The 23,827-nt window shown below is 72.5% G+C and carries 19 protein-coding genes; 1 reads left to right on the forward strand and 18 read right to left on the reverse strand.

Annotated elements, in window-relative coordinates:
- Positions 1-29 precede the first annotated feature (29 nt).
- The 17 genes from AF1_RS06600 to AF1_RS06680 form a co-directional block, all read right to left on the reverse strand.
- On the reverse strand, positions 30-1,808 hold the full coding sequence (locus AF1_RS06600; protein ID WP_067794112.1) for a TIGR03767 family metallophosphoesterase: 1,779 nt from the start codon (positions 1,806-1,808) through the stop codon (positions 30-32).
- A 63-nt stretch (positions 1,809-1,871) separates the two neighbouring features.
- Positions 1,872-3,131 carry a glutamate-5-semialdehyde dehydrogenase gene (locus AF1_RS06605; protein ID WP_067794113.1) on the reverse strand — a complete coding sequence of 420 codons (1,260 nt, stop codon included), beginning with the start codon at positions 3,129-3,131 and terminating at the stop codon, positions 1,872-1,874.
- An 88-nt stretch (positions 3,132-3,219) separates the two neighbouring features.
- Entirely contained in the window at positions 3,220-4,326 is a 1,107-nt protein-coding gene (gene proB, locus AF1_RS06610; protein ID WP_067794114.1) for a glutamate 5-kinase, read from the reverse strand.
- An 11-nt stretch (positions 4,327-4,337) separates the two neighbouring features.
- The gene (obgE, locus tag AF1_RS06615; protein ID WP_067794115.1) at positions 4,338-5,732 is read right to left on the reverse strand and encodes a GTPase ObgE; all 1,395 of its coding nucleotides are present in this window, start codon (positions 5,730-5,732) and stop codon (positions 4,338-4,340) included.
- Between the two features lie 94 nt (positions 5,733-5,826).
- Positions 5,827-6,084 (reverse strand): 50S ribosomal protein L27, encoded by a 258-nt coding sequence (rpmA, locus tag AF1_RS06620; RefSeq protein ID WP_067640985.1) that lies wholly within the window; start codon positions 6,082-6,084, stop codon positions 5,827-5,829.
- A 14-nt stretch (positions 6,085-6,098) separates the two neighbouring features.
- Positions 6,099-6,413, reverse strand: coding sequence for a 50S ribosomal protein L21 (gene rplU / locus AF1_RS06625; RefSeq protein WP_067794116.1), 315 nt, complete (start codon positions 6,411-6,413; stop codon positions 6,099-6,101).
- Positions 6,414-6,702: 289 nt separating this feature from the next.
- Entirely contained in the window at positions 6,703-9,789 is a 3,087-nt protein-coding gene (locus AF1_RS06630; RefSeq protein WP_067794117.1) for an Rne/Rng family ribonuclease, read from the reverse strand.
- 207 nt (positions 9,790-9,996) lie between these two features.
- Positions 9,997-10,854: a TIGR03936 family radical SAM-associated protein gene (locus AF1_RS06635; protein ID WP_067794118.1), complete on the reverse strand. Its 858-nt coding sequence runs from the start codon at positions 10,852-10,854 to the stop codon at positions 9,997-9,999.
- Positions 10,855-11,044: 190 nt separating this feature from the next.
- The gene (locus tag AF1_RS06640) at positions 11,045-12,967 is read right to left on the reverse strand and encodes a TIGR03960 family B12-binding radical SAM protein (RefSeq protein WP_067794119.1); all 1,923 of its coding nucleotides are present in this window, start codon (positions 12,965-12,967) and stop codon (positions 11,045-11,047) included.
- Between the two features lie 60 nt (positions 12,968-13,027).
- The gene (gene rodA / locus AF1_RS06645; RefSeq protein WP_242608972.1) at positions 13,028-14,212 is read right to left on the reverse strand and encodes a rod shape-determining protein RodA; all 1,185 of its coding nucleotides are present in this window, start codon (positions 14,210-14,212) and stop codon (positions 13,028-13,030) included.
- Positions 14,209-16,281: a penicillin-binding protein 2 gene (mrdA, locus tag AF1_RS06650; protein WP_067794120.1), complete on the reverse strand. Its 2,073-nt coding sequence runs from the start codon at positions 16,279-16,281 to the stop codon at positions 14,209-14,211. The genes rodA and mrdA overlap by 4 nt, the downstream gene beginning before the upstream one ends.
- On the reverse strand, positions 16,278-16,877 hold the full coding sequence (mreD, locus tag AF1_RS06655; RefSeq protein ID WP_067794121.1) for a rod shape-determining protein MreD: 600 nt from the start codon (positions 16,875-16,877) through the stop codon (positions 16,278-16,280). The genes mrdA and mreD overlap by 4 nt, the downstream gene beginning before the upstream one ends.
- A 1-nt stretch (position 16,878) precedes the next feature.
- Positions 16,879-17,868 (reverse strand): rod shape-determining protein MreC, encoded by a 990-nt coding sequence (mreC, locus tag AF1_RS06660; protein WP_067794122.1) that lies wholly within the window; start codon positions 17,866-17,868, stop codon positions 16,879-16,881.
- A 34-nt stretch (positions 17,869-17,902) separates the two neighbouring features.
- Positions 17,903-18,937, reverse strand: coding sequence for a rod shape-determining protein (locus AF1_RS06665; protein WP_067794123.1), 1,035 nt, complete (start codon positions 18,935-18,937; stop codon positions 17,903-17,905).
- A 196-nt stretch (positions 18,938-19,133) separates the two neighbouring features.
- Positions 19,134-19,544, reverse strand: coding sequence for a nucleoside-diphosphate kinase (ndk, locus tag AF1_RS06670; protein WP_067794124.1), 411 nt, complete (start codon positions 19,542-19,544; stop codon positions 19,134-19,136).
- Positions 19,545-19,877: 333 nt separating this feature from the next.
- Positions 19,878-20,222 (reverse strand): DUF4233 domain-containing protein, encoded by a 345-nt coding sequence (locus AF1_RS06675; RefSeq protein WP_067794125.1) that lies wholly within the window; start codon positions 20,220-20,222, stop codon positions 19,878-19,880.
- Positions 20,219-21,640 (reverse strand): bifunctional folylpolyglutamate synthase/dihydrofolate synthase, encoded by a 1,422-nt coding sequence (locus AF1_RS06680; protein ID WP_407642234.1) that lies wholly within the window; start codon positions 21,638-21,640, stop codon positions 20,219-20,221. Before AF1_RS06680 ends, AF1_RS06675 begins: the two co-directional genes overlap by 4 nt.
- A 71-nt stretch (positions 21,641-21,711) precedes the next feature.
- Between AF1_RS06680 and AF1_RS06685 the strand changes: the two genes are divergently transcribed.
- Positions 21,712-22,914 carry a folylpolyglutamate synthase/dihydrofolate synthase family protein gene (locus tag AF1_RS06685; RefSeq protein ID WP_067794126.1) on the forward strand — a complete coding sequence of 401 codons (1,203 nt, stop codon included), beginning with the start codon at positions 21,712-21,714 and terminating at the stop codon, positions 22,912-22,914.
- Here the strand turns inward: AF1_RS06685 and AF1_RS06690 are convergent.
- Positions 22,886-23,800 (reverse strand): hypothetical protein, encoded by a 915-nt coding sequence (locus AF1_RS06690; RefSeq protein WP_067794127.1) that lies wholly within the window; start codon positions 23,798-23,800, stop codon positions 22,886-22,888. The two genes, AF1_RS06685 and AF1_RS06690, sit on opposite strands and share 29 nt — an antisense overlap.
- Between the last annotated feature and the right edge of the window lie 27 nt (positions 23,801-23,827).

Consider the following 23,827-nt stretch of genomic DNA (forward strand, 5'->3'; position numbering starts at 1 on the left):
CGCCAGCGGCGCGGCGGCCCTTCGCGCCGCTAGAAGGGGGCCGGGACGAGAAGCTCGACGTTGCGGTCGGCGGCCTCGCCGCGGCGGTTGGCGTCGCGGTCCTGCCAGTCGTTGCCGGCCAGCTCGCGGGACAGTGACGCGAGCCGGACGGGGTCGGTGAGCCGTCCGCCGTAGGACGCGGGTCCGGCCGAGTCGAGGATCGTCGCGAAGATCGACAGGGTGCCGTCGCGGTTGTCGGCCAGCTCCACGATGCGGCTCTGCTGCGGGAAGTCGATGTGCGCGGCCGTGTTGACCTCCCAGAACCCTCCCCCACCCGCCACCCCTGCCCCCTTCACGCGGGCGTGCGGGATGACCTCGTTGCGGTGCGTGTGGCCGTTCACCCACAGGATGACGTTCGGGTGGCGCAGCAGAAGCGCCCGCACCTCGTCGCCGAGGACGCGGTCGCCGCCCAGCGAGTTCTCCAGCGAGCCGATCGGGTGGTGGCTGAACAGGACGAACAGCCGGTCCTTCACCGCGTGCCGCACGGTGGAGCCGTCCGGGGCGAAGTAGCGGCCGCTGCCGGCCTTCAGCTGCGCCTCCAGCCACGCGAACTGCTTCCTGTCGAGGGAGCCCTCGGAGTAGCCGTTCGGGTTGACGGTGTCGAGGACGAGACCGCGCACCACGCCCCTGTCGAACGCGTAATAGGCCGTCCCGTCGCGGAGGTTGGCGGCGGTGAAGCCGTGGCCGCGCAGGGCCGCGCTCGTCTTGAAGTGTTCGGCGACGACCTCGGCGCGCGACAGCATCCGGCGGTTCGGGTCGGGTGTCACGGGACGGAGCAGCCCGCCGGCGCCGCCCTGCTCGCGGCTCAGCCGCACGAGCTCGGCGGAGTCCGCATTGGTGATCATGCGGGCGAGGCGTTCGGCCTGGCCCGCGTCCGCCGGGGCGCCGATCTTGATGCCGCCGGTGGCGAGGCCCGAGACGAGCGGGTTCACCGGCAGGTTGCCCTGGATGAGGCCGTCGTGATTACCGAAGACCGCGAGCCACGGCATGCTCAGGCCGGTCGCCTGGAACGGCCGGCGTGCGGCCTCGATCAGACCTTTCACCCGCGGGAACCCGTACTTGGCGATCGCGACGTCGGCCTGGGCGCCGGACGGCGGGCCTTCGGGATGCCAGTACGCCCGGTCGTAGGACGCCCAGTCCATGACGCCCTCGTACCGGTTCGGGTCGCCGGAGTCGGGACGGATGCGCCCGCCGTCCAGCAGGTCGATGATCCAGCGGATCTCGTTGTACTGGACGTTGTCGGCGGCGTCGCCGGTGTTGATGGTGAACGCCAGGCGCAGGCCGGTCGCGGGCCCGCGGCCGACCCTGTTCACCGCCCGCACCATCGCCTCGGCGACCTGCGTCGACAGGATCTCCTGCGGCCGGTACGCGCCCTCGATGGGCAGCATGTCGACCGCGTCCTTCAGCCGGTCGACGAACTCGACGCGGGCCGGGGACTGCCCGTCGATGACGTGCACGTCGGTGAGATGACCGAACGCCAGGACGCCCCGCCGGGTCGCGGCGCGCCGCGCGGCGGCGGTGCCGCCGAGGTCGCGGCGCAGCAGATGCGGCTCGGCCGGCCCGATGGTCACGGGCCGGTAGCCGCCGGTGCCCGGCGCGCCGAGCACATACGTCCGGTCGAGGGTGGTCCCGACGGCGGGGCCGCGCAGCGCGGGCGCCGCGGCGGCGGTGGCGGGACGCGCGGGGAACGCGGCCAGCCCGGTGGAGGCGATCCCGGCGCCGAGGGCGGCACCCTTCAGCACGCGGCGGCGGCTGTACTCACGAGTCACAATCGTGAATCAGACCACACCCACAACGTGACAGCAATGGCAAAAACGTCACAAGTTGGAGGCTCAGCCGCGGGTATGACCCTCACCTGTCACGACGTACTTGGTGGACGTCAGCTCCGGCAGCCCCATCGGGCCGCGGGCGTGCAGCTTCTGCGTCGAGATGCCGATCTCCGCGCCGAACCCGAACTCCTCGCCGTCGGTGAACCGCGTCGAGGCGTTCACCATCACGGCCGCCGAGTCGACCAGCGCCACGAACCGCTTCGCGGCGGGCTGCGACGCCGTGACGATCGCCTCGGTGTGGCCCGATCCGTACGTGCGGATGTGCGCGACGGCGTCGTCCAGGGAGCCGACCACGCGGGCGGCGATGTCGAGCGACAGGTACTCGGCGTACCAGTCGTCCTCGGTGGCCTCCACGACATCGCCGCTGTACGAGCGGACGCGGTCGTCGCCGTGGACGGTCACCCCGGCGGTCTTGAGCGCCTCAAGCGCACGCGGGAGGAACGTGTCCGCGATGTCGGCGTGCACCAGCAACGTCTCTGCGGCGTTGCACACGGAAGGACGCTGCGTCTTGGCGTTCAGCAGGATGTCGACGGCCATGTCCGCGTCGGCGGCGGCGTCCACATAGACGGCGCAGTTCCCGACACCCGTCTCGATCACGGGGACGGTCGACTCCTCCACCACCGAGTTGATCAGCGACGCGCCGCCGCGCGGGATCAGCACGTCCACCAGCCCGCGCGCCCGCATGAGGTGCTTCACCGACTCGCGGGACGTGCCCGGGACGAGCTGCACCGCATCCGCCGGGACCTCGGTCTCGGCCAGCGCACCCTGCATCACCTGGACCAGCACCGTGTTCGAGTCGTGCGCGGACGACGAGCCGCGCAGCATCGCCACGTTGCCGCTCTTCAGGCACAGCGCGGCGGCGTCCACGGTCACGTTCGGGCGGCCCTCGTAGATCATCCCGACGACGCCGAGCGGCACCCGCACCTGCCGCAGTTCCAGCCCGTTCGGCAGCACGGTGCCGCGCACCGTCTCCCCCACCGGGTCCGGCAGCGCCGCGACCTTCCGGACGGCCTCCGCGATCGCCTCGATGCGCTGCTCCGACAGGCTCAGCCGGTCGATCATGTACTCCGAGGTGCCGCTCTCCCGGGCCCGCGCGACATCGGTCTGGTTCGCCTTGATGATCTCGGGAGCGGCGGCGACCAGCGCTTCCGCGATGCGGTGCAGCGCCGCGTCCTTCGCCGCGCGCGGCAGCGGCGCCAGCCCGGCCGCCGCCGCCTTGGCGCGCCGCGCCACCCGGAGGAACTCCTCGCGCTCGTCGCTCATCACAACGCTCCTCAATCGACTCATTCCGGGGGACGCCCTAAACCCCCGCCATTCCAGTCATTCCGAGGGGACGGCCCCCAGACCCCCGCTATTCCAGTATCACCAGATGGTCCCGGTGAATTATCTCGCGTTCGTACCCGGCGCCCAGCTCACGGGCCAGCCAGCGCGTCGAGCGGCCCATCAGGTCGGGGATCTCGGACGCGTCGTAGTTCACCAGGCCGCGCGCGACGACGCGGCCGCCGGTATCGCACAGGTCGACCGGATCGCCCGCGGCGAAGTCGCCGTCCACGCCCGTCACCCCGGCCGGCAGCAGGGACTTGCGGCGCCGCACGACCGCCTCGACCGCGCCCGCGTCCAGCATGACCCGCCCCTGGCCGGTGGTCGCGTGCGCGAGCCACAGGTTCCGCGTCGACATGCGGCGGCCCTCACCCGGGTGGAACAGCGTGCCGACCCGGTCTCCGGCGAGCGCGTGCGCGGCGGACGCGGCGTTGGTCAGCACGACGGGGACGCCCGCGATCCGGGCCGCCTCGACCTTGGTGACCATGCCGCCGGTTCCGACGCGTCCGGACCGGCCGAGCTTGACGTCCTTCAGGTCGTCCGGCCCGTGGACCTCGTCGACGCGGCGGGCGCCGGGCTGGCGCGGGTCGCCAGTGTAGAGGGCGTCGACGTCCGACAGCAGGATCAGCGCGTCCGCGCGGATCAGGTGCGAGACGAGCGCGGCGAGCCGGTCGTTGTCACCGAACCGGATCTCGTCGGTGGCGACGGTGTCGTTCTCGTTCACGATCGGCAGGACGCCCATGGCGAGGAGCTGGCCGAGCGTGCGCTGCGCGTTGCGGTGATGCGAGCGGCGCATCATGTCGTCGGCGGTGAGCAGCACCTGCCCGACCGTCAGCGCGTACCGGGCGAAGGACGAGGTGTAGCGTGCGAACAGCAGCCCCTGCCCGACGCTCGCCGCCGCCTGCTGGGTCGCGAGGTCCGGCGGACGGCGGGTCAGCCCGAGCGGGCCGAGACCGGCGGCGATCGCACCGGACGACACGAACACGATCTCGGTGCCGTCGGCGCGCCGGGCGGCGAGGACGTCGACCAGCGCGTCGATGCGGCCCGCGTCGATCGTCCCCCGCGGGGTGGTCAGCGACGACGAACCCGCCTTCACCACGATGCGGCGGGCCTTCGCGATCGCCGCGCGGTCACTCATGACTCCGCTTCCTATCGTCCGTCCAGGCGCCGGTCGGTGCCGCGCGGGCCCATCGCGCCCTCGCCGGCCGGGACCTCCGGCTCCCAGTCGAAGACGATCGAGTCGTCCATCGTGCCGATCAGGACCGTGGCGCCCGCGCTGGCGCCCGCCCCGGCCAGCGCGTCCTCCACACCGAGCCGGGCGAGCCGGTCGGCGAGGTAGCCGACGGCCTCCTCGTTGGCGAAGTCGGTCTGCCGCAGCCACCGGACGGGCTTGGTGCCGGTGATCAGGTAGGTGTTGTCGCCGAGGTCCCGCACCTCGAAGTCGGTGTCGCCGCCGACCGGCTCCGGCCGGATGACGATGCGGGTCGGCTCCGCCGGCGGCAGCGACGCGCGGTGCTCGGCCACCATCGCCGCCATCGCGAACGACAGTTCCCGCAGGCCCTCGTGCGTCGCCGCCGACACCTCGAACACCTTCAGCCCGCGCGCCTCGAATTCGGGCCGGACCATCTCGGCGAGTTCGCGGCCGTCCGGTACGTCCACCTTGTTCAGGACGACGATGCGCGGCCGGTCCGACAGCGGACGGTCGCCCAGCACCCGGTCGTACGCCCGCAGTTCCCGTTCGACGACCTCGAAGTCGCTGACCGGGTCACGGCCCGGCTCCATCGTGGCGCAGTCGAGGACGTGCGCGAGCGTGGAGGACCGCTCGATGTGGCGGAGGAAGTCCAGGCCGAGGCCGCGTCCCTCGCTCGCCCCCTCGATCAGGCCGGGCACGTCCGCGACCGTGAACGTGGTGTCACCCGCGCTGACCACGCCGAGGTTCGGGATCAGCGTCGTGAACGGGTAGTCGGCGATCTTCGGCTTCGCCGCGGACAGCGCGGCGATCAGCGACGACTTGCCCGCGCTGGGGAACCCGACGAGCGCGACGTCGGCGACGCTCTTCAACTCCAGGACGACGTTCCGCTCCTCACCCGGCTCGCCGAGCAGCGCGAAGCCCGGCGCCTTGCGTTTGGCGGTCGCCAGTGCCGCGTTCCCGAGCCCGCCGTGGCCGCCCTTCGCGACCACGTACCGGGTGCCCTCGCCGACCAGGTCGGCCAGCACCCGGTCACCCTCCTTCACGACGGTGCCGTCCGGGACGGACAGGATCACATCGCCGCCGTCCGCGCCCGTCCGGAGGTTGCCCTGCCCCTGCTTGCCGTTGCCCGCCTTGCGGTGCGGGCGCCGGTGGTACTCCAGCAGGCTCGCGGTACCCGAGTCGACGACGAGGACGACGTCGCCGCCGCGGCCGCCGTTCGCGCCGTCCGGGCCGCCGAGCGGCTTGAACTTCTCCCGGTGGATCGAGGCGCACCCGTTGCCGCCGTTGCCCGCGGCGACGTGCAGCACCACCCGGTCCACGAACTGCGCGCCCGATCCCGCTCCAGCGGCCACGGTGACTCTCCTCAGTGAAACCCTCGGTGAAAACGGCGAAGGGGCGGACCGGAACCGGTCCGCCCCTTCAACGAACGTTCAACGCGCAGGCGGACTACTCCGCCGGCGGGACCACGCTCACCGCGTTGCGACCGCGGTAGCGGCGGAACTGCACCGCGCCCGCGACCAGCGCGAACAGCGTGTCGTCGCCGCCGCGGCCGACGCCCGGCCCGGGGTGGAAGTGGGTGCCGCGCTGGCGGACGATGATCTCGCCGGCGTTGACGACCTGGCCGCCGAACCGCTTCACGCCGAGCCGCTGGGCGTTGGAGTCGCGACCGTTACGGCTGGACGATGCGCCCTTCTTGTGTGCCATGAGACCGCTCTCCCTTACTTCCCGGCCTTGATACCGGTGATCTTGACCTCGGTGTAGGGCTGACGGTGACCCATCCGCCGCTTGTACCCGGTCTTGTTCCGGTAGTGCATGATGTTGATCTTCGGGCCCTTGACCGCGCCGAGGATCTCGGCGGTCACCTCGTAACGCGCGAGGTCGGCCGCGCCGCTGACGACGTTGTCGCCGTCCACGACGAGCACCGCCGGGAACGTGACGGTCGAGCCGACCTCACCGGCCAGCTTGTCGACGGTCAGCACGTCGTCGACGGTGACCTTCTCCTGCCTGCCGCCTGCGCGGACAATCGCGTACACCGCGGAAACCCTTCGTCTGCGCGCGCTTCCGGACTGAACCGGTCCCGCGCGTGGCTAACCAGCCCCCGGATGGGGGCCTGCCCCCGGCACCGGGCCGAGGGCGGCACACCAGGAGCGACCCTGGCGCTCTCTGCTTGGCCTCACCGGATCGGCGAGGTGAGCACCGGCCGATCCCCGGACGGGGTTCGCGGTGCGAGTTCGGGTGACGCGCCCACGACGCGCCGAAGCCCAAGGGTACCGGATGCCCCGAGCGGAACGCGAACGCGTCCGCCCGGGGCCCGGTGACCCGTCAGTCCGCGGACTCGGCGGCTTCGGCGGCGGCCCGGGGGCGGCGGGTCCGGCGGCGGCGGGTGGCCGTTTCGCCTTCCTCGCCCTCGGTGGGCGCGGAGCCGTTCGGTTCGGCGGCGGGCACCTCCGCGGACACCTCGGCGCCGTTCAGGTCCGGGCCGGAGCCGTTGCCGTTGACCGGGACGGGCTCGGCGGAGTCGAGGGCGCCCGGGGAGGCTTCGGCGGCCTCCTCGGCGGCGTCGGCGGCCTCCACGGCGGCCTGGGCCGGGGACTCGTCGACCTCCGGGGGCGGGCCCGCCGGACGCTTGGCCGGGCCCGACTTCTTCCGGGAACGCACCGGCTTCGGCTTCGTCTCCGCGGCGGGGACCGGAGCCTCCGCCGGAGCCTCGGCCGGGGCCTCCTCCGCTTCGGTCTCCTTCGGCCTGACCTCGTGCCGGGCCAGCTTCTCCTCGACGGCCTTCTCGACCTCGCCCTTGCGCTTGCGGCGGCGCCCGCTCTCCTTGCCGGCCACCTTGTCCGGCTTCGGCTCGACCGGCGTCAGGTGGACGTGGATGCCGCGGCCGTTGCAGGACTCGCAGGTCTCCGAGAACGCCTCCAGCAGGCCCTGGCCGACGCGCTTGCGGGTCATCTGGACCAGGCCCAGCGAGGTGACCTCGGCGACCTGGTGCTTGGTACGGTCCCGCGACAGGCACTCCACCAGCCGGCGCAGCACCAGGTCCCGGTTGCTCTCCAGCACCATGTCGATGAAGTCGATCACGACGATGCCGCCGATGTCGCGGAGCCGCAGCTGGCGGACGATCTCCTCGGCCGCCTCCAGGTTGTTGCGGGTGACGGTCTCCTCCAGGTTGCCGCCCTGCCCGGTGAACTTGCCGGTGTTGACGTCGATGACCGTCATGGCCTCGGTGCGGTCGATCACCAGCGAGCCGCCGGACGGCAGCCACACCTTGCGGTCCATCGCCTTCGCGATCTGCTCGTCGATGCGGAACGCCGACAGCGCGTCCTGGTCGCCCGTCCAGCGCTCGACGCGGTCGGCGAGATGCGGCGCCACGTACTGGACGTACTCGGAGATGGTGTCCCAGGCCTCGTCCCCCGACACGACGAGCTTGGAGAAGTCCTCGTTGAAGATGTCGCGGACGACCCGGATCGTCAGGTCGGGTTCGCCGTACAGGAGGGAGGGGGCGGAGGCCGTCTTGACCTTCTTCTGGATGCTCTCCCACTGCGCGGCGAGGCGCGACACGTCGCGGGCCAGTTCCTCCTCGGTCGCGCCCTCGGCGGCGGTCCGGACGATCACGCCGGCGTTCTCCGGCATGACCTTCTTCAGGATCGACTTGAGGCGGCTGCGCTCCTTGTCGGGCAGCTTGCGGCTGATGCCGGTCATCGAGCCGTCCGGCACGTACACGAGGTAGCGGCCGGGCAGCGACACCTGGCTGGTCAGCCGGGCGCCCTTGTGGCCGAGCGGGTCCTTGGTGACCTGGACCAGCACCGACTGGCCGGACTTCAGCGCCGACTCGATGCGGCGCGGCTGCCCCTCCAGGCCGGAGGCGTCCCAGTTGACCTCGCCCGCGTACAGGACGGCGTTGCGGCCCTTGCCGATGTCGACGAACGCCGCCTCCATCGACGGCAGGACGTTCTGGACCTTGCCCAGGTAGACGTTGCCCACGTACGACTGGTGCGTGGCGCGGTTGACGTAGTGCTCGACGAGGACGTCGTCCTCCAGGACGGCGATCTGGGTGCGCTCGCCCTCCTGCCGGACGACCATGACCCGCTCGACCGACTCGCGGCGCGCCAGGAACTCCGCCTCGGTGATCACCGGCGGACGGCGGCGGCCCTGCTCGCGGCCCTCGCGGCGGCGCTGCTTCTTGGCCTCCAGCCGGGTCGAGCCGCGCACGGACTGGACCTCGTCCTCGGCGGCCGCGCGCTCCTCGCGGGCGGTGCGCACGTGCACGACGGTGTTCGGCGGGTCGTCCGAGCCGCCCCCGGCGTCGGTGTCGGCCCCGGAGCGGCGCCTGCGGCGGCGACGGCGGCGGCTCGTCCCGGACTCGGCGTCCTCACCCTCGCCCTCGTCCTCGGCGGTCTCCTGCTCGGCCTCCTCGGCCTTGGGCTCCTTCTTGCCGGACTTGGCTCCCCTGGCGGCCTTGGCGGGCTTGGCTGCCCTGGCGGGCTTGCCGCCCTGCTCGTCCTTCGGCTCCTCGTCCTTGGGCTCCTCGTCCCCGGGCTCCTCGGTCAGTGCCTCGTCCTCGGCGCCGTCCTTGCCCCGGCCGCGGCCGCGGCCACCGCGGCGGCGGCGCCGCCGGGACGGACGGTCCTCGGACTCGTCCTCGTCCGACGGGCCGTGCTCGTGGTCGTCGTCGCCGGTGTCGCGCTCGGCGGGCTCGGTGTCGGCGGGCTTCTGGCGCGCGGGGGCCTCGGCCTTCGGCTCCGGCGGCTGGAAGACGACCATCGGCGGCTGGAACATGACGCCCGGGACGCCGACGCCGCTCGCGGGTTCGAGCTCCGACACCTGCTCGGCGGACACCTCGGCTCCCGCGACCGGGGCGGCGGGGACCTCCGGCACCGGCGGGACGGCCGGCACCTCGGCGGCGGTGGAGCGGCGGCGGGTCCGGGTGCGGGGCGCGGGCGCCTGCTCGGCGGGCCGCTTCTCCGCCGCCGCGGCCTCGGGTGCGGCCTCGGGTGCGGCCTCCGGGGAGGTCTCGGCGCCGGTCATCGGAACGGGCTCGGGCGTCTCGGTGGCGGCCTTCTCGCTTCTCGTGCGGGTGCGGGTCCTGGTCCGCTTCGGCGGCTCGGGAGCCTCGGCCGCTTCCGGCTCCTCGGCCGCGGGCTCCCCGGCGGTCTCCGGTTCCCCGGCGGTCTCGGATTCCTCGGCGGTCTCCGGTTCCTCGGCGGCCGCGGGGGGTTCGGCGGGCGCGGCGGGTTCGGCCGGGGTGTCGTCCACGTCGGGCGGCGGGCCGGCGGGGCGGCTCGCCCGGCGGGGACGCGAGGTCACCCGCGCGCTCGCGCTCTCCGCGCCCCCGTTCCGGGTGGTCGCGGTATCGGTCGTCTCCTCGTCGGTGCCTTCGGCCGCGGCCGAATCGACTTCGTTCTCAAGCATCCGGGCAATCTCCCGTCAGGCTCCCGGGCGCGTCCGCCCGCTCCGCCCGGGGACGGATCGGTGCGGTGCGCCGCACGAGAGCACCTCATCAGTCATCGGCGTCAGCACCGCCGGACCGTGGTCCGGCCATGCCGACGAAGTCGTCGGGGGCGCGCCCGCCGTACCCTGCGGGACCGGTTCCGTGCTCCCACGGCTTCGGTCCCACGGTCAGGCGCTGACGGCATCCGCGCTCGCGGTGTCCCCGGGCCTCGGCCGCTCGTGGCCGTGTGCCGTCCCGGCGTCGTCGCCGGACGGCAGGCCGGTCTCCCGGTCGGGATCCAGGGGATCCGCGAGGCCACCGGTGTCCGCGTCGAGGGGCCCCTGCGCCAGCCTGGTCACCAGCGGCGGTGACGGCGGCGCGAGGTCGGCGACCTGGCGCAGTCCGGTGAGGATGTCGTCGGGTCGTACGGCCGGTGTGGAATGCCGAACAACCATTCGAAGTATCGCACAAGGGGCATCCGCCGCCTCCGCGGCGCGCCGGTCCAGCTCGCAGGCGGACACGGCGGCGCGCACGTCGAAACGGCGCCGTCCCTTCTTCGTGAGGCGTTCGACCTCGATGATCGCGGCGGCCATGAAGGCGGCCACGGCGGCGGCGGCGTCGCTCTCGGCCACGCCGTCCAGCCTGATCCGCCATTCGGACGCCTCAAGCCGATCGGTGAACGCGCCCGGCTTCGCCGCCGCGTCACCGCGTCCCGTCCCGACCGGCACGACATCGACGATGTCGAGCCCGGGGGGCAGGGCCGCGTCCAGATCGGCCCGGACCCGCGCAGGGTCGCGGGTCTCGGTGAGCCCGATCTCGAGGTACTCGGCCTCACTGGCCACCCCTGTCGCCGCCGCACCCGCGTACGAGATCTTCGGGTGGGGGGTGAATCCGCCGCTGAACGCGACAGGGATCCCGGCGCGCCTGACGGCGCGTTCCACGGCCCGGGAAATGTCGCGGTGGCTCGTGAACCGCAGCCTGCCCCGCTTGGCGTAGCGGACGCGCAGTCGCTGGGTCACGGGGGCCGGCGCCGGACCCTCCGGCATGGGTGCCAGGGTTCTGGTCCTTCCTACTCGTGTTGAGTCGAAAAACAAGGTCTCCCTATAGAGTACGGGTCCCCGAGCCTCGTTCTGCCAAGCGCGGGTCATGTAGAGGCCGGGCCCCCGCAGCTCAAGGCGTTTCCGCAACCGCTTCCGGCAGCGGGACGCCCGCGCGGGTCGCCCGGCCGCGCGCCGGTCAGACCACCGACAGCGGGAGGAGTTTCCTGCCGGTCGGGCCGATCTGGATCTCGGTGCCCATGGTCGGGCAGACGCCGCAGTCGTAGCAGGGCGTCCAGCGGCAGTCCTCGACCTCGGTCTCGTCGATGGCGTCCTGCCAGTCCTGCCAGAGCCACTCGCGGTCGAGACCGGCGTCGAGGTGGTCCCAGGGCAGCACCTCGACCTCGTCGCGCTCCCGGACGGTGTACCAGGCGAGGTCGACGGGCTCGTCGGCGAACGCCTTCTCGGCGCAGACCGTCCAGCGCTCGTAGGAGAAGTGCTCGCTCCAGCCGTCGAAGCGGCCGCCGTCCGCCCAGACGGCGCGGACGACCTTGCCGACGCGGCGGTCGCCGCGCGACAGCAGCCCCTCGATGATGGACGGCTTCCCGTCGTGGTAGCGCAGGCCGATGGCGCGGCCGTACTCCTTGTCGCCGCGCAGGGCGTCCTTGAGCGCGTGCAGGCGGCGGTCGACGGTCTCGTGGTCGCACTGGGCGGCCCACTGGAACGGAGTGTGCGGCTTGGGCACGAACCCGCCGATGGACACCGTGCAGCGGATGTCCTTGCGGCCGGTCGCCTCGCGCCCCGCCGCGATGACGCGGCGGGCCATGTCCGCGATCGCGAGGACGTCCTCGTCCTCCTCGGTGGGCAGGCCGCACATGAAGTAGAGCTTGACCTGACGCCAGCCGTTCTCGTAGGCGGTGCTCACGGTGCGGATCAGGTCGTCCTCGGTGACCATCTTGTTGATCACCTTGCGCATCCGCTCGGAGCCGCCCTCCGGCGCGAACGTCAACCCGGAACGCCGGCCACCGCGCGAGAACTCGCCCGCGAGCGTGATGTTGAAGGCGTCCACGCGGGTGGACGGCAGCGACAGCGAGGTGTTCGTGCCCTCGTACCGGTCGGCGAGACCCCGGGCGATGTCGCCGATCTCGCTGTGGTCGGCGCTGGACAGGCTGAGCAGCCCGACCTCCTGGAAGCCGGACTCCTTGAGGCCCTGCTCGACCATGTTCCCGATCGTGGTGATCGACCGCTCCCGCACCGGACGGGTGATCATCCCGGCCTGGCAGAACCGGCAGCCGCGGGTGCAGCCGCGGAAGATCTCCACGCTGTACCGCTCGTGCACGGTCTCGGCCAGCGGGACCAGGGGCTTCTTCGGGTACGGCCACTGGTCGAGGTCCATGACGGTGTGCTTCTCGATCCGCCAGGGGACGCCCGGACGGTTCGGCGCGACCCGCTGGATGCGGCCGTCCGGCAGGTAGGTGACGTCGTAGAAGCGGGGGACGTACACGCCGCCGGACGCGGCGAGCCGCAGGAGCAGTCCGTCCCGCCCGCCGGGCTCCCCCTCGTCCTTCCACTCGCGGATCACCTCGGTGATGGCGAGGACGATCTCCTCGCCGTCGCCGAGCACGGCGGCGTCGAGGAAGTCGGCGATGGGCTCGGGGTTGAACGCGGCGTGCCCGCCCGCGATGACGATCGGGTGGTCATCGGTGCGGTCGGCGGCCTCCAGCGGGATGCCGGCGAGGTCCAGCGCCGTGAGCAGGTTGGTGTAGCCGAGTTCGGTGGAGAACGACACGCCGAACACGTCGAACGCCGCGACCGGGCGGTGCGCGTCCACGGTGAACTGCGGGATGCCGTGCTCGCGCATGACGGCCTCCATGTCGGGCCAGACCGAGTAGGTCCGCTCCGCGAGCACGCCGTCGCGCTCGTTCAGGATCTCGTAAAGAATCTGGACGCCCTGGTTCGGCTGCCCGACCTCGTAGGCGTCCGGGTACATCAGCGCCCACCGGACCTCGGCCTCGTCCCAGTCCTTGAGCTGGGAGTTCAGCTCGCCGCCAACGTACTGAATCGGCTTCTGCACGCTCGGGAGCAGCGGCTCCAGGCGCGGGAAGAGCGACTCGACCGGCATGACGGAACCCTCCGTGCAGGGGACGTGGGATGAACGCCCAGCCTACGCGGTCGCCCGCCGCTAATCGAATGCGCGGCGGCGCACGTGCACGGCCTGCAGCAGCCCGAAAGCGATCATGTTCGCGAAGGTGGCGGAGCCGCCGTAGGACACGAACGGCAGCGGCAGCCCGGTGATCGGCATGATCCCGATCGTCATCCCGACGTTCTCGAACGTCTGGAACCCCAGCCAGCACACGACGCCGGTCGCGACGAGCGTGCCGAACAGGTCGGCGGCCTGGGTCGCGATCCGCAGCCCGCGCCACAGCACCACGCCGAGCAGCGCGACGATGATCGCGGCGCCGACGAAGCCGAGTTCCTCCCCCGCCACCGTGAAGATGAAGTCGGTCTGCTGCTCGGGCACGAAATGCCCGCTGGTCTGCTCGCCGTGGAACAGTCCCTTGCCGAGCGCGCCGCCCGACCCGATCGCGATCCGCGCCTGCTGGGCGTTGTAGCCGGCGCCGCGCGGGTCGGCCTCCGGGTTGATGAACGCGGTGAACCGGTCGATCTGGTAGGACTCCAGCAGCCCGAAGAACCAGACGGCGGCGGCCGCGGCGACTCCGCCGCCGACCAGGCCGAACAGCCAGCGCTTCTGCGCACCGGAGATCGCCAGCATGCCGAGCACGACCGCGATGAACACCAGCGTGGTGCCGAGGTCCGGCTGCAGCATGATCAGCAGGCCGGGCACCCCGGCGAGGGCGAGCGCGAGCAGCACGTCCCGGCGGCCCGGCCCGATCTCGCCGTCCCGCGGCTCGCCCAGGATCATCGCGAGCAGCACCACGAGGCCGACCTTCGCGAACTCCGACGGCTGCACCTGGAACCCGCCGCCGATCACGATCCACGAGTGCGAGCCGTTGATCGTCGAGCCCAGCGGGGTCAGCACGGCGAGCAGCCCCACGCACGCCAGCCCGTACAGGATCGGGACGTAGGCGCGCAGGAGCCGGTAGTCCAGGACGGTGATGACGCCGCCGAGCACGAACCCGATGATCAGGTTCAGGATGTGCCGCTTGAGCAGGCCCTCCGGGTCCTTGCCCTGCTCGGTCAGCAGGTGGAACGTGGCCGAGCGCACCAGCATCGCGCCCACCACCGACAGCGCCAGCACGGCGACGAACAGCGGCCAGTCGAGCCGCCGCAGCCCGGCGAGCCGGCTCCCCCACGTCCGCCGCGCGCCGTATCCCTCAACGGACCCCACGCCCGTACCGGTGATCACGGGGCGGCTCCCACGCCGGGCATCTTCGGCAGTTCGGAGGGGAGCCTTCCGTCCTTGAGGAGGGGCTTGCCGCCCTTCGTCCCGTACATGGCCTCCCAGATCTCCCGGACGGCCGGCGCGGCCGTCTGCGCTCCCTGGCCGCCCTGCGAGACCATCACGACGACCGCGAAACGCGGGTCCTTCACCGGCCCGAACGAGGCGAACCAGGACGTGTCCTGCTTGCCGTACACCTCCGCGGTACCGGTCTTGCCGCCGACGTCGACGCGCTTGAAGTCGAACCCGGAGAACGCGCCGGACGCCGTACCGCTCTTCGTCACGTCCCCCAGGGCGGCGCGCATGTACTTCAGCACCTTCCCGTCGACGGGCAGCCGCTCCGGCGGCGGCGCGTCGATCCTGCGGACGAGCGTGCCGTCCGGCCGCACGACCGCGACGCCGAGCCGGGGCGCGAACAGCTTGCCGCCGTTCGCGACCGCCGCGTACGCGCGGACGAGCTGCAGCGGCGTCACCAGCACGTCGCCCTGCCCGACGGAGAAGTTCGCGGCGTCACCGGGCCGCCACACATAGCCCTCGACGCAGTTCTCCGCCGCGACCGCCTTCAGGTAGGCGGCGCGCGCCGGGTCGGTCTTCGCGACCTCGGGGTAGCCCTCCTTGGCCCCCTTGCAGTTGGCCTTCTTGGTGATCTCCCAGAAGTCCTTCTTCCAGCCGCGGTCGGGGATGCGGCCGAAACTCTCGCTGGGGAGGTCGATGCCGGTCTTGGCGCCGAACCCGAAGCGGCGGGCCATCTTCACCATCGGGTCGGACGGGTTCTTCTTCGGACTCGTCCCGCCGTCGCGCTGCCACTCCTCGTAGGCGAAGCGGTAGAAGATCGTGTCGCAGGACTTCACCAGCGCCGTGTGCAGCGTCATCGGGCCGAGTTCTTCGCCCTCGAAGTTGCGGAACGCGCGGTTGCCGACGTTGTAGGAGCCGGGGCAGTCGTAGATGCCGTTCAGGCCGTTGCCGTCCGCCACCGCCGCGGCCACCGAGGAGATCTTGAACGTGGAGCCGGGCGCGAACTGCCCCTGGGTGACCCGGGAGATCAGCGGCTCGCCCTCCTTCTTGCCGAGCAGCGCGTCGTACTGCTCCTGGGAGATGCCGCCGGTCCAGATGGTGGGGTTGTAGGTCGGGTAGCTGGCCATCGCGACCATCCGGCCTGTCCGCACGTCCATCACGACCGCGGCGCCGGCGTCGGCCGGGCGGCCGGCCCTGCGCGCATTGTCGATCGTACGCTTGAGCGCCTTCTCCGCCGCACCCTGTACGCCGGCGTCGATGCTGGTGACGAGGTTGCTGCCGGACGTCGGCGGCTGCTCGGCGGCGGTGCCGGTGACGCGGCCCTGGCTGTCGACGAGAACCTTGCGGAATCCGGGCTCGCCGCGCAGCGCCGCGTCGTACTGCGCCTCCAGCCCGGCGCGCCCGACGAGGTCGACGCCGCTGTACCCGGTGACCTTCAGGCCCTTGCGCTTGTCGAGTTCCTCCTGGGTGACGGGCTGCAGGTACCCGAGGACCTGCGCGGCGTTCGCGCCCCCCGGCTCCGGGTAGTCGCGGACGGCCTGGAGTTGCGCGGTGACACCGGGGAAGTCCTCCTGGCGCTCCATGATCTGCAGGGCGCGCTTGGGGTCGACGTGGTCCTCGACGGGGATCGGCTGGTACGGGGAGCCGGGCCAGCACGGCCGCTTGACGGTGGGCCCGCACAGCCGGATCCGCTTGGAGATCTCCTGGTAACTCGTCCCGAGGACGCCGGCGAGCCGTCTCAGGACGGTCTCGCCCCCGTCCTTGCGCCGCATCAGCGTCGTCCGGTTGACGGACACGACGAGCGCGCTGCGATTGCGGACGAGGGGCTGGCCCCGGTCGTCCAGGATCATGCCGCGGACGGCGGGGACGACGATGTCGCGGGTGCGGTTCTGGGCGGCGATCTCCTTGTAGTGCCCGCCTTCCATGACCTGCAGTGCCCACATGCGTCCGACCAGGATGAGCAGCATCGCGCCGACGAGCACGTAGAGGACGACGAGACGGAAGTGGGTCCTCGGGTTCACAGGTTCCCGCCCCGCCCCGACATCGCGCGGTAGCGGGCGGCGGGCACCGCGAGACGGTCGCCGCGGGACCGTTCGCCGCGCTCGTACCGGCGGGTGACGCGCAGCACCGCCCACACGACGAACGGGCTTGCGAGGACGTCGTAGAGGACCTGCAGCGGGACCATGCTCGACACCGTCGCCCACTCGGCGCGCGGGTCGCCGAGGATCATCCCGGTCGCCGCGTACAGCACGGTCCCGGCGGTGGCGCCGGCGGCGACGGCGAAGAACGGCACGACGGACTGGCGGTCCATCTCGGCGGACGCGGCGCCGCACAGGAACCCGATCAGGCAGTAGACGAGCGCGTACCGGCCGAGGGTGTGGTCGGCGGGCGGGACGATGTCGGCGGCGAGCCCGGCGAGGAACCCGGCGACCATGCCGGTCATCGACCCGGCGACCAGGGCGAGCGCGACGACGGCGAGCAGCACCAGGTCGGGCTGGACGCCGCCGGGCAGCGGGAGGCGGTTCGCCACCGACACCTGCAGGATCAGCGTTACGGCGATCACCACCGCGGTGACCGCGATGCGGCCGGCCGGCGACGCCTCGGGCGGGTTCAGCACGTCACTCCCCCGGAGTCGGATTCGTGGTCGGGCTCTTGGAGCCGCGCGGCCTCGCCTTCGGGCTCCCGCTCGCCTTCGGGCTCGTGCTCGGGCTCGGTGTCGCCGTCGGGCTCGGCTTCGGCGGCAGCACCGCGTCCCGCGGATCGGTCTTCGGCGGGGCGACCACGACGGCGACGACGTCCAGGCTGGTGAACCGGACGAACGGCCGGATGTAGGCGGTGCGGGTCAGCCCGCCGGTGGGCTTTTCGATCCGCTCGACCACGCCGATCGGGAGGCCGGGCACGTACGGGCGCTGGCCCTGCGACCCGAGCGTCACGATCCGCTGGCCGACGTGGATCGGCGCGGCGGCGTCCAGCAACTGGAACCGCAGCGGCGTGTCGCCGCCCCGGCCGATGCCGCGGCGGCCGCGGCCCTGGGTGATCCCGATCTCCTTGGAGTCCTCCAGGCGGGAGCCGATGGAGGAGGTCTGGTCGGTGGCGAGCAGGACGGTCGAGGTGGCGGGCCCGACGCGGGTGACGCGGCCGACGAGCCCGTCCGCGCTCATCACGGTCATGTCGGGCTTGATGCCGCTGCTGCTGCCGACGTCGATCGTGACGGTGTCCTCGAAGCCCTGCCCGGCGGAGATGACCTGCGCGGCGTGGACCTTGTAGCCGCCCATTCCCGCGGTGCCGAGCAGCCGCTCCAGCTGCGCCGACCGGTCCTTGTCCAGGTGGGCGGAGCGCAACTGCTCGCGTAGCCGCTGGTTCTGCCGTTCGAGCTGGTCGGCGCGGCGCCGCTCGCCGGGCGCGTCGGTGATCGCGCCGAGGGTGTTGCCCACCGGCCGGACGATGGACGCCGAGACCCGCTCCACCGGGCCGAACACGGTGGCGCCGAAATCGCGCAGGCCGCGCAGCGGGGAGTTCGCCCCGCCGCGGTAGTCGACAGTGATCATCATGAGCGCCACGACGAGCAGCCCGCCGAGCACCATGCGGGTGCGCCGGGTGTCCTTCACGCAGCGACCTCCGGTTTCCTAGTCCGCCGGGAGCTCAGTGCCGCGGCTCCGGTACGAGGACCTGGCGCAGCGACTCGAAGTCCTCCACGCACTTGCCGGTACCGAGCACGACCGAGTCGAGCGGGTTGTCCACCAGGTGGATGGGCATCCCGGTCTCCTCGCGGAGGCGCTCGTCGAGGTTCTTCAGCAGCGCACCGCCACCGGTGAGCGCGATGCCGCGATCCATGATGTCGCCCGACAGCTCGGGCGGGCACTTGTCGAGCGTGGTCTTCACCGCGTCCACCACGGCGTTGACCGGTTCCTCGATCGCCCGCCGCACCTCCTCCGCGGAGATCACCACGGTCTTCGGCAGCCCGCTCACGAGGTCGCGGCCCCGGATCTCGGCGTGCGGCTCCTCGTCGCCGCCGGGATAGGCCGACCCGATCGCCATCTTGATCTCCTCGGCGGTACGTTCCCCGAGCATCAGGGAGTACTCCTTCTTGGAGAACGAGATGACGGCCTGGTCCAGCTCGTCGCCGCCCACGCGGACGGACTGGCTGGTGACGATGCCGCCGAGCGAGATGATCGCGACCTCGGTGGTGCCGCCCCCTATGTCGACGACCATGTTCCCGGTCGGCTCGTAGACCGGCAGCCCGGCGCCGATCGCGGCGGCCATCGGCTCCTCGATGATGTAGACGCGGCGGGCGCCGGCCTGGTAGCCGGCCTCCTTCACCGCGCGCTGCTCCACCCCGGTGATCCCGCTCGGGACGGCCACGACGATCCGCGGCTTGGCGAAGTGCCGGCGCTTGTGGACCTTCTGGATGAAGTACCGCAGCATGCGCTCGGTGACGTCGAAGTCGGCGATGACCCCGTCCTTGAGCGGGCGGACGGCAACGATGTTGCCGGGCGTGCGGCCGATCATCCGTTTCGCCTCGATGCCCACCGCGACGATCTTCCCGGTGTTGGTATTGATCGCCACCACGGAGGGTTCGTTCAGGACGATGCCACGCCCGCGCACGTACACCAGTGTGTTGGCGGTACCGAGATCGACGGCCATGTCACGGCCAAGAAACGACAGCTTGTTGCCCATGAAGAAAGGGAGCCCTTCATGATTGACGGGCGTGTATAGCGGCGCGTCCATCGTAACGTGCGCCCCCACCCGCGGGCAGTCACCCCGCCGTCGCGCGTCGCCGAAAAAACACGTTCTGACCAGCTCGATTTTGGCTAAAGAAGACGCGGGCCGGAAGATCCGGCCCGCGCTCGAGCGTCGCCCCTCCGGGCGCTCCTCAGCCCAGTTCGGGGAAGAAGAGCTTGATCTCGCGCTCGGCGGAGTAGGTGGAGTCGGAACCGTGCACGATGTTCTCACCGATCTCCAGGGCGAAATCGCCGCGGATGGTGCCGGGGGCGGCGCTGACCGGGTCGGTGGCACCGGCCAGGGAGCGGAACGCCTCGATGGCGCGAGGGCCCTCGACGACCATGGCGACGAGCGGGCCGCCGGTGATGAAGTCGACCAGCTCGCCGAAGAACGGCTTGCTCGCGTGCTCCTCGTAGTGGGCCTCGGCGGTCTCGCGGGCGAGGGTGCGCAGTTCCAGCGCGACGAGCTTCAGGCCCTTGCGCTCGATCCGGGAGATGACCTCGCCGATGACTCCGCGGCGGACGCCATCGGGCTTGACCAGGACAAGAGTGCGCTCGGACACGGGTGGTTCTCCTTGCGGAATTTCGGATTCGGTGAGCGCGCGAATACTACCCGGCTCGCGGAGCGGAGGCGGAATTCCCGGGGCGCCGCACGCCGGGAGTCCCGCCGCGAACACGGGGAGTGACCACGTCGGGGGGCGCGGCGACGGCCACGGCCGTGCGGGACGCCGGAACGCGCCGGGCGGCCGGTCTTCGCCTGCGGACGAGGGCGCGGCCGGTTCCCGCGGAGGGACGCCCGCCGGACGCGCATTTCCCGGACGAGAGGGGTGTCCAAATTATGGCGATAACCGTAATTTGCGGTAATCAGCGGTGAAATGGCCACCGCCCCGCCGGACTCAGCGCGGCTGCGCGCTCATCGCCTTGCGGCCGAGCCAAATGGCCGTCCCCCAAAGCGCCCCGAACACGGCGCCGAGGAAGAACATCGCCGGCACCATGAACCCGGTCGCGATGATGAGCACCTGCAGGCCGGTGCCGGCCGGGATCGCCCACGGGCGGCGCAGCAGCCCGGCCAGCACCAGGCAGGCGGCCGCGAGGCTCCCGCACACAGCGCCGGCGGTCGCGCCGTCCACCTTCAGCACGGCGACGGCGACCGGGATCGCCAACGCGATGACGATGGCCTCGCATCCCAGCACCGTGGCGAACAGCCGCCGTGCCGGGTTCCCGGCGGTATCGGAGCTCATGACCGGTCCTCCACACGCAGCAGGGTTCGGGCGTCGCCGGCGGTGACCACCGACCCGGTGACCAGCACCCCGGCGCCCCGGTACTCGCCGGTCTCCTCGGCGAACCCGATCGCCCGGTCGATGGCGTCGTCCAGGCGCGCCGCGACATGCACGCGCTCGGGGCCGAACACGCCCTCGGCGATCTCGGCCAGTTCCTCCGGCGGCATCGAGCGCGGCGAGGAGTTACGGGTCACCACCAGTTCGGCCAGCACGGGTTCGAGCTGGTCCAGGACGCCGGCGACGTCCTTGTCGGCGGCGATGGCGAGCACCCCGGCGAGCCGGGTGAAGCCGAACGACTCGGTGACCGTCGCGACGGTCGCCGCCATCCCGGCCGGGTTGTGCGAGGAGTCCAGCAGGACGGTCGGGCCCGTCCGCGCGACCTCCAGCCGTCCCGGCGAGGCCGACTTGGCGAAGCCGCTGCGCACCAGCGCCGGATCGAGCTGCCCCTCGTTCCCGCCGAGATAGGGCTCGCCGGGCGCGACGCGGGTCGCGGCCTCCAGGTCCGCCTCTCCCCTGGTCGGCGCGCCGCTCGCGAACGCCTCCACGGCGGCGAGGGCCGTCGCGGCGTTGCCCGCCTGGTGCTCGCCGAACAGCGGCAGGAAGATCTCGTCGTAGACGCCGTGCAGGCCCTGCAGCCGGAGCTGCTGGCCGCCGACGGCGACGTCCCGGCTCAGCACGCCGTACTCGATGCCCTCGCGTGCCGCCGCCGCACCGGTCTCCACGATCCGCCGCAGCAGCACCTCGGCCGCCTCGACCGGCTGCTGCGCCAGCACCACGACCGCGCCGGTCTTGATGATCCCGGACTTCTCCCCGGCGATCTCCTCCAGCGTGTCGCCCAGGTAGCGGGTGTGGTCCAGCCCGATCGGGGTGATCACGGCGACGGTGCCGTCCGCGACGTTCGTGGCGTCCCACGCGCCGCCCATGCCCGCCTCGACCACGGCCACGTCGACCGGCGCGTCCGCGAACGCGGCGAACGCCATCGCCGTCAGGACCTCGAAGAACGACAGCCGCGCCGTGTGCTTGCCGTCGACCAGCTCCACGTAGGGCAGGACGTCGTTGAACGTCTCGACGAACCGTTCCTCGCTGATCGGCTCCCCGTCGATCGCGATGCGCTCGCGCAACGTGGTCAGCTCGGGGCTGGTGTACAGGCCCGTGCGCAGCCCGCGCTCGCGGAGCAGCGACTCGATGAGCCGGGCCGTGCTGGACTTGCCGTTCGTCCCGGCGATGTGGATCACCGGATACGCGCGGTGCGGTTCCCCCAGGACATCGACCAGATCGCGGATGCGGTCGAGGGTGGGATCGATCTCCCACTCGACCCCACGGGCCATGATCGCGCCTACGGTCGCCCGGTAGCCGGCCGGTTCGGTTCCCTGACTCACGGTCTCAGAGCCTACTCGGCGACGGCCGGGGCTCCGTCCGGCCCCATGCCGCAAGCCCCACACTGGAAGGCATGGACGTGTTCTTCCGGGAATGGGAGCGGCGTGCGCCGGGCGAGACCCGCGACATCGGACGGGCCCGCGCCCTGGCCCGCGCGCTGGGCGTCCTCGCCCCGGGCGCTCCCGTCCTGACGGTCGTGGGGTCCAAGGGGAAGGGCACGACCGCGATCTACGCGTCGGCCTTTCTCGCCGCCGCCGGGCGTCGCGTATGCACCGTCACAAGCCCCGGCCTGCGCACGAACCGGGACCGGATCAGGATCGACGGGCGCGCCGTCTCGCCGGAGGAACTCGCCTTCCTGGCCGGCGCCCTCGACGCGGCCATCGGCACTCTTCCGCCGGCCTCGGGCGGTTATCTGTCGCCGTCGGGCCTGTTCACCCTCGCGGGCGTCCTGCACGCGCGGCGGGCCGGCGCCGACGCGCTCGTCCTGGAGGCCGGGATGGGCGGACGCTCGGACGAGGTGAGCCTGTTCCCGCCCGCCGTCGCCGCGATCACGCCGATCTTCCGGGAGCACGCCGGCGTGCTCGGGGACACCGAGGCGGAGATCGCGGAGGAGAAACTCGGCGTGGCCGGGCCGGAGACGGTCGTGCTGTCCGCGCCGCAATCGCCGCGGGTCGCCGAGGTGCTGCGGGACGCCGAGATCGTCGGGCCGGGAGGCAGCGGGCTGCCCGCCGGCCTGCTGCCCGCCGGGCTCGGACGGGCCGGCGCCGAACTCGGCGTCGCCGCGGCCCGCCGCATGCCGGAGGTGCCCGAACCGCCGGCCGGGACGCTGCGGGAGGTGATGTCCTCGATCGTCCTGCCCGGACGGCTGTCCTGGCACGACGTGCCCGGGTCGGCGACAAGGCTGCTCGTCGACTCCGCCATCGACCGCGCCGGCGTCGCCGCCGCCCTGGCCGCCGCGCGGGACGCCTGGGGGACGATCGACCACGTCGTCGTCTGCCTCCCCGACCACAAGGACCTCGCCGGGGCCATCGCCGAACTCGGCGCGCTGCCCGTGACGTCCGTCCGGCTGCCGCTGCCGCACCTGCGCTTCACCCGCCCGACGCCGCCCGGCTGGGACGTCGTCGGCGCGGGCGCCATCACACCGGAGTCGCTCGCGACGCTCGGGCACCGCGTGGTCGTGCTCGGCACCGGCTACTTCACCGGGCGCGTCCTCGGCGTGGTCGGCGCCGACACCGAGCGGCTCTTCGTCACCTCGGCCGCTCGACGTCCCTCCTGATCCGGTGCATCACGTCGGCCATCAGCGAGAACTGGGGGTTCAGCGTCGGCCGGTTGGACGCGACGATGCCGTAGGAGTCCGCGGTCGCCCACGCGCAGTACGTGTGGGTCTCGGCCAGGACGGCGAACGTGCCGCAGACCGCCTTCCCGCCCCTGCCGCCCGGCGCGGCGTCCTGCCCCGCGATGAACGTGGTGGGCTGCGCCTTCTGCAGGAAGTCCGCCGGGTCGCCGACCGCGCCCGTCCCGCCCATGAACAGGACGTTGATCCCGCGCACCGGCCCCTCGGCGTAAACGGCCGTACCGTGCTCGGCGACCGGGACGCCGCCCGCCTCGACCGCACCCGCGATGAACGGGTACGCGGCGCTCGCCTGCGGCGCCACCAGGCCGTCCCTGTGCAGCCCACCGGCCGCCGGACCGGCATTGATGATCTTCTTGGACGCGGGGACGGCCGCCCGGCGGGCGTCCTTGGCGTCGCCGCCGCCCGCCCGGAAGGCGAGCGCGCCCGCGAGCAGCAGCACCACGGCGACCACGGTGATGCCCGCGACCGGCAGCAGCCTCGGGAGCCCCCGCTCCCTCGCCGCCGGGCCGCCGGGCGCCACCGGCGGCGGGCCGGTGCCGGCCACGGGATGCGCGCCCGAGCCGCCCACCCGCGCAAACGGGCCCGTGCCGCCCGGCGGGCGGGGCAGGACCTGCGGCCCGGTGCCGTTCACCACCGGACGCGGGCCCGTCGCCTCACCGATGTCGGCCGACCACCACGGGCGCATCCGGCCCCAGGGCGCCGAAGCCGCGGCCCTCGGCGCGGACCCGTCCTCGCTGACCTCCGCCGCGCCCAGGTCATCACCGGACGCGAAGTCCGGCGTGCCGGACCGAGGGGGTGATTCGGCCATTGCACTCCCGATGGTTCATGTACCGCC

It is taken from the genome of Actinomadura formosensis NBRC 14204, assembly GCF_001552155.1.
In the GTDB taxonomy this organism is placed as follows: domain Bacteria; phylum Actinomycetota; class Actinomycetes; order Streptosporangiales; family Streptosporangiaceae; genus Spirillospora; species Spirillospora formosensis.